The following is a 12,414-nucleotide window of genomic DNA, read 5'->3' on the forward strand; positions in this document are numbered from 1 at the left end:
CGCGCCTATTTGACGGCACTTTGGTGCCGATCTGGACGTGGCGAATTGCGGAGCTGGAGGCAGCGCCGCAAGATGCCAGCGGCCCTTGCGGACGCAAGGAGGACCGGGCGAGCCGACGGGCGGCTTGGACAGGCAGCGGGGATGCGCGTGGAGCAATTCGCCGGAGTGGCTGTACGCGAGGTGGGCGTGGCGCGTGACGCCGACACGCCTGCCGCGCCCGCATCCGCCCCGGCCGCTGCGTCACCTTCCCCGGCACCCGTGGCCTCGCGCAGCACGACACCTGGCCCGACGGTGCTGGGTTTCGACCTGCTGCGCTGGTTCTCCATCGTCAGCCTGCTGGCGGTGATCCCGGTCGCGGCGCTGATCGGCGCGGTGATCTCGAACTTCATCACGCGGCAGGCGCTGCAGCGCGACGCGCTGCTGACGGCGCAGTTCATCTCCAACTGCCTCGCGGTCGAGGCGGCGCAGATCGGCGCGGTGAGCCTGGTGCCCTTCCTGGACCCCCGGGTCGAGACCTGGCCCGCCGGCCTGGCGCCGCAGGACGTGGCGCGGGCGCGCAACCACGCCTACGAGCACCTCGAGTCGCTGCCCGATGCGCTGCTGGTGAACGTGTACGCCCGGGACGGCCGCATCGTGTGGTCCACCAACGGCAGCCTGATCGGCGACGTGGTGCGCGACAACGAGGAGCTGACCGAGGCCTTCCGCCTGCACGCGGATGTCGCGCTGCATCATCCGTCCAACGTGGCGGCGCGCCCGGAGCAGCGCTTCGTCGTCGAGCCGCAGGAGTTCTTCATCGAGAACTACGTGCCCCTGGTCGGGCCGGGCGGCAAGGTGCTCGCCGTGGTGGAGGTGTACAAGGAGCCGGGTCACCTGATGGACTCGATCCGCGCCGGGCAGAGCCTCGTCTGGTGGACCACGCTCGCCGGCAGCGTGGTGATCTACCTCGGCCTGTTCGGGATCGTGCGGCGCGCCTCGCGGGTGCTGCAGCAGCAGCAGCGGCAGCTGGTGGAGGCGCAGACGCAGCTGTTCGCCGGCGAGATGGCGCGCGCGCTCGCGCACAGCCTGCGCAACCCGCTGGGCAGCGTGCGCTCCAGCGCGGAACTGGCAGGCTGCAGCGACGACGACGCGGTGCGCAAGCACGCCCAGGACATCGTCACCCAGGTGGACTTCCTGTCGCAGTGGGTGCGCGAGCTGCTGCTGTATTCGCATCCCACCAGCGGAGACCGCGAGCCGGTGGACCTGTGCGGCGTGCTGCAAAGCGTGCTCACGTCGTTCCAGCCCACGTTCGAGCGGGCCCGCATCGCCCTGCGCTGGGAGCGCAACCACCTGTGGGGAGCGCGCGTGCAGGGCAACAGCGCGCTGGCGCGCCAGGCGCTGCACAGCGTGATCTCCAACGCCGTGGAGAACATGCCGGCCGGCGGCGAGCTGCGCATCGAGCTGCGGCCGGCCGAGGGCACCGAGGGCCTCGACCTGCTGGTGAGCGACGACGGTTCGCGCGCGGCAGGCATGCCCGGCCGCGCCCTGCAGCTCGCCCGGGGCCCCGGCTTCGGCACCGGCCTGCCGATGCTGAACCGCGCGATGCAGCGCTTCGGCGGTTTCGTTTCGCTCGCCAGCAGCCGCGACGCGGGCACGCAGGTGCGGCTGCGCTTCAAGCTGGTTGGCCCGGGCCCCTGAGCCGGCGCGCTTCAGGCCGGCGGCAGGAACTCGACGCGCAGGCCGCCCGGCGTCACGCGGATCGCCCCGGGTGTCCAGCCCCGGGCCCGGGCGAGGTCCTCGGGCCGGAACGTGTGCAGCACCGTGTCTTCGAGCAGGTTCTCGGCGAAGGCACCGCCGGCGCCCTGCAGGGGCGCGCGCAAGGCCGCCGGCAGGTCGGGCAGCGAAAAGCGCTCGACGCGCACGCTGGTGGCGCGCACGCTCGCATCGGAGGGCTCGTAGCGCAGGCCGAAGCTCACCCCCAGCTCGCCGCGAAACGTGTTGCGCACGATGCGGTCCGAGGCCTCGAGCGGGAAGTCCAGCCGCACGCGGTTGGCCTGCGGCAGCAACTCGAGCTGCGGCAGGCCGACCCGGAACGCGAGCAGGCCTGCCGGCCGCTCCTCGTGGGGAAAGCGCCGCTCCAGCGCCGACTGCAGTTGCTGGCGCGAAACCTCGACGGTCCGCGGGCCGCCGGCGCAGCCGGCCAGCACGACGATGAGCCAGGCGAGCAGGAGCGGCAGCAGCGGTTGCAGGCGGGAACGCATCGACCCATTGTGCGCGCCGCGCGGTGCCCCGGGGCGGCCCGGCTTCCTGCATGATTGGCGGCCTCAGGAGGAAGAACCATGGAACATCCCGATCCCGAAACCCCGTCCGCAACGGCGGAACCGCGCAACGCATTCCTGGAGGAAAAGGCCTTCAAGTCGCGCACCGTGCTGCTGTTCGGTGCCATCACCGACCAGAGCGCGAGCGACATCGCGCGCAGGCTGGTCGCGCTCGACGCCGATTCGGCGGCGCCCATCGACATGCTGGTGAGCTCGCCCGGCGGCCACCTCGAATCCGGTGACGCCATCCACGACATCATCCGTTTCATCGCGGCGCCGGTGAACATGATCGGCACCGGCTGGGTGGGCAGTGCGGCCACGCACCTGTATCTCGCGGTGCCGAGGGAGCGGCGCTTCTGCACGCCCAACACGCGCTTCCTGATCCACCAGCCGTCCGGCGGCGCCGGCGGCCCCGCGAGCGACATCGCGATCCACGCGCAGGAGATCATCAAGGCGCGCGAGCGCGTGGCGCGCACCATCTCGCGCGAAACCGGCCGGCCCCTGGACAAGGTGCTGGAAGACATCGAGCGCGACCGCTGGCTCAGTGCCGAGGAGGCCATCGAGTACGGGCTGGTCGGGCGCATCGTCAAGCACAAGAGCGAGCTCAAGCAGTAGCCGATCGCGTGCATTTTTTGGCGCCCGCAGGGCCCCGCATCGAGTGTCGCCCTGTTGCCATTTTCCGGCGTCCTGGGTACCGTTCAGGCTGCATGGAAAACGCGTAAGCACTGCTCCTGAAGGTGTTCACGCCATGCTTGGAGCCCGCCTTGCGCGGGCTTTTTTTGCGTCCGGCCTGGAAAGAGAAGGCCGATGGCTGCCACGGTTCGCCGGTTGCCCTCGACCCGGACCAGGACGTGACCGTCCGCCTCGTCGACTGTCCCCCGGCGCGGATGAAAAGCGTGCCCCGGCTTGGCGGCGCGCCCGCGCCTCCTCCTTGATGTCGCCGAGTCGGACGATCACGCCCTGGTCCTCCGCCGCGCGGGTGCGAGCGCACCGTCCCTCAATGAGCGCGCCTTGAGCGTCGGCGACCGCGCCAACCGAAGCCACACCGTTACGGTCGACACGCTGCAGGACCAGTCCGTGTCTGTCCGGCTCAGCGACATCAAGGAGGAGGCGCGGGCGCGGTGCCAGCACGGGCAACGGTTCCCATCCGCGCCGGGGGACAGTCGCTGAGACGGACAGACACGGGCTGGTCCGGCCCGAGCGGCGCGACGTCCACCGAACACGGACCAAGTGGTTGCCGGCGCAGATCAACCATCTCGACGACCTCAACTTGGCAGTGGTGGCTGATCTCCCCGCGGACTGGTGAACCAAAAAAAGCGGGTGGACGGGGCCTTGAGCCGCCGTCCACCCCAAACCCCCTCGGGTGCTGGTGTGTCAGGTCACGGCTGCGGGCCCATGCCGTCGCCGGTGCGGAAGCTGGGGATGCCCACCGACGGCGCGTACTCGACGCCGTCCCACGTGGGCAGGGGCGTGGGCATCACCTGGAACTGGCCGGGGTACTCCAGGTCCCAGCGCAGCAGCATGGACGTGTCCTCGTGCTGCGTGTTGTGGCAGTGCTCCACGTAGGTGCCGGCGAACTCGCGGAACTTGATGGCGATCTCCATCTCGTTGGTGCTCTCCGGATCGCCGCCCACGCGGTAGACGTCCTTGCGGGCCCACTTCTCCCACTCCGGCGGCGGCGCCCCGTTGCGGGTGAGGACGATGCCCTCCTCGAAGTGCACGTGCACCGGGTGGCTCCAGCCGCCGCCGGACTTGATCTTCCAGACTTCGGTGGTGCCGTCGCCGGCCGCGCCGGCGTCGGTGGGGCCGGTGGCCAGTTGCGGGGCGGCGCTGATGCGGCGCGGATCCGCGTTGTACGCGATGCCGCCGTCGGTCTTCACCGTCCACGGCATGTCGTCGGTGCCGCTGGAGCGGCCGAACTCGAAGGTGCGGTGGCGCGCCGCCTGCAGCTTCTGCAGGTCCGCCGGGTTGCCCCGGTCCAGCCACAGCGGGATCATCTTCCTGCCCGCCGGCTTGTTCGGCCTGGCCGGCTCGTACTGCGCCGGATCCATGCTCAGGTCGACCCCCGCGTAAGGCTGGACCTTCATCTGCAGGAAGGGGCCGACGACCGGGTCGCCGTCCCGCCACTCCTTGGTGCCGTCGCTCCTGGTCCGCTGTGTCGCCTTGTACTCGCCCGACAGCACCGAGCGCAGCGGGATGATCTTCTTGGCGATGATGCCGGTGTCGTGTTCCATCACGTTGACGAAGTACACCTTGTCGCCCGCCTTCAGGCCGTGCCGGGCGAAGTCCACGACGATGTCGTAGCGCTCCGCGATGGCCTGCGTCGGCAGCACCGCGTTGTGGTCCTGCCGGTCGCCGTCGCCATCGAGGTCCATCGAACCGTCGAAGGGGATCGCGTGTTCCATCAGGTTGCCGTCGTTGGCGACCAGGTGGAACGGGATGCGCTTGTACGACACGCCGGAACCCCTCGGGCCGGGCATCTCGCAGGAGCCGGACTTGCACTCGGCGACCACCGCCACGGCGAAGTAGCGCGACACCGAGCCGTTGAGCAGGCGGAAGCGGTAGCGGCGCGCGCGCACGTCCAGCGTGGGCTGCCACTGCCAGTTCACCGTCATGCGGTCGCCGATGAAGCCGTCGGGGTTGAAGGGGTTGAACCACAGCTGCCCCTGCTGGTCCCAGGCCTTGTCGGCCAGCACCAGGTTGACGTCGTAGTCGCGGTTGCCCCAGGGCATGGCGGAGCCGGAGGGCAGGCGCAGGTTCACGCCGTCGTCCAGGGCCTCGTTGCCGCGATCGAGCGCCGAGTAGTAGTTCATCATCACGGCGTTGCCCTTGTAGACGTTCTGCGCCGTGAAATCGACCATGTGGTCGTGGAACCAGTGCGTCGACATCGTCTCGCGCCAGTCGCCGCGCACGTTGATCCTGCCGTTGTCGCAGCTCTTCACGCCGGGGTTCGCGTCGTTGACCCACAGCGTCTCGCCGGGCGAGCACGGGAAGCCCGCGCGGGGGTCGGTGGCCGCGGTGTTGATCGAGTCGTAGCCGGCGAGCTGCAAGGGCCAGCGGTAGTCGTAGAACTGGCCCGGGAAGAAGAAGGCGTTGGCGAAGCCGTCGCTTTCCGCGGGGTTGTGGCCGTTGTGTTCGTGCGTGCTGATGGTGTGCAGGCCGAAGCCGCGGTTGGCCGACGGGTCGATCGGCAGCGCGTTGTAGTGGCGCATGAGGATCGGCTGGCCGTAGCGCGCCATCAGCAGCTTGGGCGGCAGGGTGCCGTCGAAGGTCCACACCGAGTTGCGGTTCTGCACCGGCATGGCCGGATGGATCTTGATCGGGATCCCCCGGGTCGTGCCGTCGAAGCCGGGCAGGCCGGTGGTGTTGTGGTACAGGCCGCCGGGGCCGAACTCGCCGAACCGGTACTCGTGCAGCTGCTTGCGGTCACGCAGGCCGCCGTTGCTGCGCGAGCCGGCCTGCGCGGTCTTGAAGAAGGCCTGCGGGTAGAACTCGTTCCAGCGCTGGTGCGACCAGCCCTCGCCGGACGGGCGGCCTTCGGCGGGCGGATTCACCAGGAAGCGCTGCAGGAACTGCTCGACGTCCGGCTTCCACGGGTTGGGCAGCGAGGTGTTGGACTCGCGGGTGGGGAAGGGCGCGATGCCGGCCTGGGCCAGGAAGCCGTCGAGTGCCGTGCCGGCCGGGCCGCTGCGCGCGACGCTCGTCGGGTCCAGTTCCGGCGCGGGTCCGGTCACGGGACGCGGGAAGGGTTCGGTGCCGGCCTCCACGTTCGCATCCAGCTTCTCCGGGCCGAACTCCTCGAACATCAGCAGCTTCTGCGTCCAGGGCTGGGCGGCGAAGAGGGGGCTCGGATAGCCGTTGGTGGGGTAGTTGAACGAGCTCTGCGCCTCGCGCTGCACCACGTTCTCGTCGGCGACCTCCTGGCGCTCGAGGTGGGTGTGGTTGGGCATCTCCAGCGCGCCCTCGAAGGCGTGCGGTGCGTCCAGCAGGTCCTGCAGCGCCTGGGTGGGGTCCGCCGGCTGGTCGGTGTGGCGGGACGGATCCGTGGCGGGCGGCGGCCCGAACGGGTCGAGCGCAGCCTGCGCGTTCAGCGTGAGCGCACCGAACGCGGCGATGCACGCCGCGGACAGCACGAACCTCGAAACTGGCCGGACCCCGCTGCTCCTGTGGCGACGACTTGGCTTCATCAACGACTCCTGGTGGTGTTCACTCGTTTCCGTTGCGGTCGCAACGGAGTTCTGCTCCTGCGAGGCCCGCAACGCACCACACATGCCAATGCAAATGAGAATAAGTAGGAATTCTTCAGGCGTTCGCCGGGGTAGCACGAAGGTGCCGCGATGGGGGCCTGAAGGTGTCGGCGGACCGGCCCGATCGGTGGGGAATCTCCCCGCTTTCGGGGGAATGCGAACCCGACCTTGGGGCCATTCCCCGGGGGGCCGCCCCACCTCGGTGGCGTGGCGGAAGGCCGTGGCGCTGCGTGGCGCCGACGGCCCTCAGGTGCTGCCGCGCACCACCAGCTCGAAGCCCACGTCGATGCAGGTCGGGTCGACGGCCACGCCGCGCATCAGCTTCAGGAGCATCTCCGCCGCTGCCGCACCCATCTCCGCGCGCGGGGTGCGGACGGTGGTCAGCGGCGGCAGCATCTGGTCGCTGCCGGTGAGGTCGTTGAAGCCGCACACCGCCACGCGCTCCGGCACGCGGATGCCCAGGCGCAGCGCCGCGAGCAGGGCGCCCTGCGCCAGGTCGTCGTTGCAGAAGAAGATCGCATCGACCGGCGGGTGCTGGCCCATGATCTGTTCGAACAGGATGCCGCCCAGGCCGATGGAGGAGGGCGCAGGGTTGAGCCACTCCAGCGTCGGCGTGTGCAGGCCGTGTTCGCGCATGGTCTGGCGCCAGCCCTCCAGCCGCTGCATCGTGCGGGGATCGAGCTGCGCGGCCGCGAAGGCGATGCGGCGGCGGCCGCGATCGAGCAGGTGCCGCGTCATCGCGATGCTCGCCTGCTGCTGCGAGAAGCCCACGCTGTAGACGCCGGCGGCGCCGGACATCTCCATCAGGTGCACGCAGGGCACGCCGCTGGCGGCGATCAGCGCGCGGCTGGCTTCGCTGTGGTCGAAGCCCGTCACCAGCATGCCCGCCGGCCGGTGCAGCAGCTGGCCACGCAGGATCTGTTCTTCCTCGGCCGGGTCGTAGTGCGTCACGCCGATCAGGGTCTGGTAGCCCGCGCGGGCGAGCGTGCGCTGGGCCGCCTCCACCAGGTCCACGAACAGCGCGTTCGACAGCGCCGGCACCAGCAGCGCCACCTGCGTGCCGTGGCGCGAGGCGAGGGCGCGCGCCGCCGGATCGGGCACGTAGCCCAGGCGCTGCACCGCGGCCTGCACCCGCGCGACGAGTTCGGCCGCGACCGAGCGCTCGCCGCGCAGCGCGCGCGAGGCGGTGATGGGGCTGACGTTCGCCGCCTGGGCGACGTCGGCGAGGGTGACCCGCCCGGTGGCGCGGGATCGCTTGGGTGACATGGACTAGGGTTAACCCGGATTCATAATGCCGGCCAGACACTTAGGATAGCGCTGTCCAGTGGCGTTTGACAAGGCGGGCCTTCCCGGTGTTCAGGGTAACAAGGCCGGTGAAGCCGATGTCGGGCGCCTTTTTGTTTACCGATGAAGATAGCGCTGTCCAGTGGGTGACCGGATCGTGATCATGGGAGTGGCCGGTTGCGGCAAGTCCAGCCTCGGGGCCGCGGTGGCTGCCGCGGAAGGCTTGCCGCTCATCGAAGGCGACGACTTCCACAGCTCCGCCAGCCGCGACAAGATGAGCCGCGGCATCCCGCTCACGGACGATGACCGCGGCCAGTGGCTGCAAGTCCTGGGCGGGCAGCTCGCAGCCCACCCGCAGGGCGTGGTGCTCACCTGCTCCGCCCTCAAGCGCGCCTACCGCGAGCGCCTGCGTGCCGCGGCGCCGGGCCTGCGCTTCGTCTTCCTGGAGATCGACCGGGCCGCGGCGCAGGAGCGCGTGGCCAGCCGCGGCTCGCACTTCTTCTCCGCCAGCCTGGTGGACAGCCAGTTCGCCACCCTGGAGTCGCCGGTCGGCGAAGCCGGCGTGCTGCGCGTCGACGCGCTGGCGCCGCTCGAAGGCCTGCAGCGCGAGGTGGGCGCCTGGCTGCACCGCAAGGAGACCGCATGAACACCCCGCTCGCGCACGGCCGCTTCCAGCGCGTCACGCACTGGCTCATGGCCGCCTGCCTCGGCGTGATGGCCGTCGCGGTGTTCATCAACGTGGTGCTGCGCTACGGCTTCGGCAGCGGCATCGCCGCCAGCGAGGAACTCTCGCGCCTGCTGTTCGTGTGGATGGTGTTCATCGGCGCCACGGCGGCCTACCCGGCGGGCGAGCACATGGCGTTCACCTCGCTGGTGGGCATGCTGCAGAAGCGGCCCGTGGCGATGGCCGTCATGACCGTGCTGATCCGCCTGCTGGTCCTGCTCGCCTGCGTGCTGGTCGCCTGGGGGGCCTGGCAGCAGGTCGTGGTAGGCATGGACAGCACTTCGGTGGTGCTCGGGTATCCCGTCGCGCTGCTACCGCTGCCGGCCTTTCTGAGTTGCTCGGCGATCGGCGTCATGGCCCTGATCGAACTGGTGCGCCGGGATCCGCTGAACCTCGGCCACGAAGCGGAAGTGGAGTGAGCGGAATGTCCCCGGAAGCCCAAGCCTTCGTCGTCTTCTCGCTCGGCATGCTGGTGCTCATGGGCGTCGGCATGAACATGGCCCTGGCCCTGGTGCTCACCGGCGCCGGCATGGCGTACGTGCTCGGCTTCTGGGACACGCAGCTGCTGGCGCAGAACCTGGTGGCCGGCGTCGACAGCTTCCCGCTGCTGGCCGTGCCCTTCTTCATCCTGGCCGGCGAGCTGATGAACTCCGGCGGCATCAGCCGCCGCATCATCGACATGGCGCAGGCCTGGGTCGGCCACATCCGCGGCGGCCTGGGCTTCGTGGCGATCGGCGCGGCGGTGCTCATGGCCTCCATGAGCGGCTCGGCGCTCGCGGATACGGCGGCGCTCGCCACCATCCTGCTGCCGATGATGAAGAAGGAGGGCTACCCGCTCGCCACGTCGGCCGGCCTGCTCGCCTCCGGCGGCATCATCGCGCCCATCATCCCGCCGTCGATGCCCTTCGTGATCTACGGCGTCACGACCAACACCTCGATCTCGCAGCTGTTCCTCTCCGGCATCGTGCCGGGACTGATCATGGGCGTGGGCCTGCTGGTCGCGTGGAAGCTGCTGCTGCGCAGGATCGACCTGCCCGCCGGCGAGCCGCTGCCGATGCGCGAGCGCCTGCGCGCGTCGGCCAAGGCCTTCTGGGCGCTGCTGATGCCGCTGATCATCATCGGCGGCATGAAGAGCGGCGTGTTCACGCCGACCGAGGCCGCGGTGGTCGCCGCCTTCTACGCGCTGGTGGTGTCGCTGTTCGTGCACCGCGAGATGAAGTGGGCCGAGATCGGCCCGGTGCTGGTGCGCGCCGCCAAGACGACCGCGATCGTGATGTTCCTGTGCGCCGGCGCCCAGGTGGCCAGCTACATGATCACGCTGGCCGACCTGCCGGCGGTGCTGAGCGGCTGGCTGGGCCCGCTGGTGAACAGCCCGCGCCTGCTGATGGCCGTGATGATGGTGGTGCTGGTGCTGATCGGCACCGCGCTCGACCTCACGCCCACGATCCTGATCTTCGGGCCGGTGATGCTGCCCATCGCGGTGAAGGCCGGCATCGACCCGGTCTACTTCGGCCTCATGTTCGTGCTCAATGGCGCGATCGGCCTGATCACGCCGCCGGTGGGCACCGTGCTCAACGTGGTGGCCGGCGTCGGCCGCCTGCCCCTGCACCAGGTGATCAAGGGCGTGAACCCGTTCCTCGCGGTCTACGTCGCGATCCTGGCCCTGTTCGTCCTGTTCCCGCAGATCGTCATCGCGCCGGTCGTGTGGATGCGCTGACCCCCGACCCGTTTTCTTTTCTTCATCCTGAGAGAGGCATCACATGCAGTTCCTTCGTCGCACGATCCTCGCCGCCGCCGCCGTCGGCGCGCTGCTGGCCGCCAGCACCGGCTTCGCCGCCGACATCAAGCCCCGCCTGATCCGCTTCGGCTACGGCCTGAACGAGCAGAGCAACCAGGGCCGCGCCGTCAAGTACTTCGCCGAGCAGGTCGAGAAGGCCTCGCAGGGCAAGATGAAGGTGCGCGCGATCGGCGCCGCGGCGCTGGGCTCCGACGTCCAGATGCAGCAGGCCCTGATCGGCGGCGCCCAGGAAATGATGGTGGGCTCCACCGCCACGCTGGTGGGCATCACCAAGGAAATGGCGCTGTGGGACACGCCCTTCCTGTTCAACAACGCCAGGGAAGCCGACGTCATCCTGGACGGCCCGATCGGCACCAAGGTGATCGACAAGCTGCAGGACAAGGGCCTGGTCGGCCTGGCATACTGGGAGAACGGCTTCCGCAACCTCACCAACAGCAAGCGTCCGGTCAACAAGATGGAAGACCTGGACGGCATCAAGCTGCGCGTGATGCAGAACAACGTGTACCTGGACTCCTTCCGCATGCTGGGCGCCAACGCGATCCCGCTGCCCTTCTCGGAGCTGTTCAGCGCGCTCGAGACCAAGACGGTCGACGGCCAGGAGAACCCGTACAACACCATCCTGTCGTCCAAGTTCTACGAGGTGCAGAAGTACCTGACGATCTCCAACCACGTCTACAGCCCGTGGATCGTGCTGGTGTCGAAGAAGTGGTGGGACGGCCTGAGCAAGGACGAACAGAAGGTGCTGGCCGACGCCGCCCGCGCGAGCCGCGACTTCGAGCGCAAGGACACGCGGGAGGAAGGCGCCAAGGCGCTGGCCGACCTGAAGGCCAAGGGCATGCAGATCAACGAGCTGCCGCCCGCCGAAGCCGGCCGCATGCGCGACAAGCTGACCAAGGTGAACGCCTCGATCGCCACCAACGTGGGCATGGATCTCTGGAAGGAGACCCAGGACGCGCTGGGCAAGGTGCGCGGCGCGGCCAAGTAAGGCACTGCGCTCACGACGGAAGCCGCCCGCCCGGGCGGCTTTCTTCATTCCGCGGCGCTGGTAAGCTGCCGCCATGGACGCATTCAAGGCCTACCTGATCGAAGGCTCGCCCGAATCGGTGCGCGCCGGTTTCACGCAACTCACCGAGGCGCAGCTCGATCCGGGCGAGGTCACGGTGCGGCTGCAGTACGCCAGCGTGAACTACAAGGACGCGCTCGCCGCCACCGGCCGCGGCCGGATCATCCGGCGCTTCCCGTGCGTGGGCGGCATCGACGCCGCCGGCGTGGTGGAGTCCTCCACCTCGCCGCGTTTCCGCCAGGGCGATGCGGTGGTGGTGCACAGCCACGGCTTCGGCGTCTCGCACCATGGCGGCTACGCGCAATGGGCGCGCGCGCCCGCGGACTGGGTCAACGCGCTGCCGCCAGGGCTCACGCCCCTGGACGCCGCGGCGATCGGCGTGGCCGGCTACACGGCGGCGCTGGCCGTGGACCTGATGGAGCTGAACGGCATCGCGCCGGCGCGCGGCAAGGTGCTGGTCAACGGCGCCACCGGCGGCGTCGCCAGCATCGCCATCGACATGCTGGCCCGCCTCGGCTACGAGGTGGTGGCGGTCACGGGCAAGCCGGCCGAGGCCGGCTACCTGAAGGAGCTGGGAGCGGCGAGCGTCATCGCTTCCTCGGAGCTGCAGACCGGCTCGCGCCCGCTCGAGAGCGCGCAGTGGCAAGCCGCCGTCGATTCGCTGGGCGGCGAGCCCCTCGCGGGCCTGATCCGCACCACGCAGAAGGACGGCGTGATCGCCAGCATCGGCAATGCGGCCGGCATCGCGTTCTCCAGCACGGTGATGCCCTTCATCCTGCGTGGCGTGCGCCTGATCGGCGTGAACTCGGACAACGACGTGCCCACGCGCGAGCGCCTGTGGCAGCGGCTCGCGACCGACCTGCGCCCGCGCCACCTCGAACGCATCCGCCACGTCGTGCCGTTCGACGCGCTGCCGAAGGTGATCGAGGACGTGATCGCCGGGCGCAGCCGCGGGCGCAACGTGATCTCCGTCACGGACAACGCCTGAGGCGGCGCGTTCATCG

Annotated in this window: 10 protein-coding genes; 7 read left to right on the plus strand and 3 right to left on the minus strand. The window is 69.8% G+C overall.

Translation table 11 applies throughout. From position 1 onward, the window contains the following. The first annotated feature begins 141 nt into the window (after nucleotides 1-141). Nucleotides 142-1,674, plus strand: a complete 1,533-nt coding sequence (locus WG923_RS16000; protein ID WP_340351967.1) for a HAMP domain-containing sensor histidine kinase — start codon at nucleotides 142-144, stop codon at nucleotides 1,672-1,674. 11 nt (nucleotides 1,675-1,685) lie between these two features. On the opposite strand, the gene WG923_RS16005 is transcribed toward WG923_RS16000, so the two are convergent. Further along, nucleotides 1,686-2,237 carry a DUF1439 domain-containing protein gene (locus WG923_RS16005; RefSeq protein WP_340351968.1) on the minus strand — a complete coding sequence of 184 codons (552 nt, stop codon included), beginning with the start codon at nucleotides 2,235-2,237 and terminating at the stop codon, nucleotides 1,686-1,688. 78 nt (nucleotides 2,238-2,315) lie between these two features. On the opposite strand from WG923_RS16005, the gene WG923_RS16010 reads away from it, so the two are divergent. Next, complete coding sequence (locus tag WG923_RS16010) at nucleotides 2,316-2,909, plus strand: ATP-dependent Clp protease proteolytic subunit (protein WP_340351969.1); 594 nt, start codon at nucleotides 2,316-2,318, stop codon at nucleotides 2,907-2,909. A 764-nt stretch (nucleotides 2,910-3,673) separates the two neighbouring features. Here WG923_RS16010 and WG923_RS16015 read toward each other — a convergent pair. After that, nucleotides 3,674-6,481 (minus strand): multicopper oxidase domain-containing protein, encoded by a 2,808-nt coding sequence (locus tag WG923_RS16015; protein ID WP_340351970.1) that lies wholly within the window; start codon nucleotides 6,479-6,481, stop codon nucleotides 3,674-3,676. A 306-nt stretch (nucleotides 6,482-6,787) separates the two neighbouring features. Next, a complete protein-coding gene (locus WG923_RS16020) occupies nucleotides 6,788-7,807 on the minus strand; it encodes a LacI family DNA-binding transcriptional regulator (RefSeq protein WP_340351971.1) in 1,020 nt (339 codons plus the stop codon). Between the two features lie 181 nt (nucleotides 7,808-7,988). Between WG923_RS16020 and WG923_RS16025 the strand changes: the two genes are divergently transcribed. The 5 genes from WG923_RS16025 to WG923_RS16045 all read left to right on the plus strand — a co-directional run bounded on the left by WG923_RS16025 (nucleotide 7,989) and on the right by WG923_RS16045 (nucleotide 12,398). Further along, nucleotides 7,989-8,471 carry a gluconokinase gene (locus WG923_RS16025; protein WP_340352078.1) on the plus strand — a complete coding sequence of 161 codons (483 nt, stop codon included), beginning with the start codon at nucleotides 7,989-7,991 and terminating at the stop codon, nucleotides 8,469-8,471. Further along, on the plus strand, nucleotides 8,468-8,968 hold the full coding sequence (locus tag WG923_RS16030) for a TRAP transporter small permease (protein ID WP_340351972.1): 501 nt from the start codon (nucleotides 8,468-8,470) through the stop codon (nucleotides 8,966-8,968). Before WG923_RS16025 ends, WG923_RS16030 begins: the two co-directional genes overlap by 4 nt. Before the next feature lie 5 nt (nucleotides 8,969-8,973). Continuing rightward, nucleotides 8,974-10,266 carry a TRAP transporter large permease gene (locus tag WG923_RS16035; protein ID WP_340351973.1) on the plus strand — a complete coding sequence of 431 codons (1,293 nt, stop codon included), beginning with the start codon at nucleotides 8,974-8,976 and terminating at the stop codon, nucleotides 10,264-10,266. Between the two features lie 43 nt (nucleotides 10,267-10,309). After that, nucleotides 10,310-11,332, plus strand: a complete 1,023-nt coding sequence (locus WG923_RS16040; protein WP_340351974.1) for a TRAP transporter substrate-binding protein — start codon at nucleotides 10,310-10,312, stop codon at nucleotides 11,330-11,332. A gap of 73 nt (nucleotides 11,333-11,405) precedes the next feature. Next, entirely contained in the window at nucleotides 11,406-12,398 is a 993-nt protein-coding gene (locus WG923_RS16045; RefSeq protein ID WP_340351975.1) for an acrylyl-CoA reductase family protein, read from the plus strand. The last annotated feature ends 16 nt before the right edge of the window (nucleotides 12,399-12,414 follow it).

The sequence above is a fragment of the Ramlibacter sp. AN1133 genome, assembly GCF_037890035.1.
Classification (GTDB): domain Bacteria; phylum Pseudomonadota; class Gammaproteobacteria; order Burkholderiales; family Burkholderiaceae_C; genus Ramlibacter.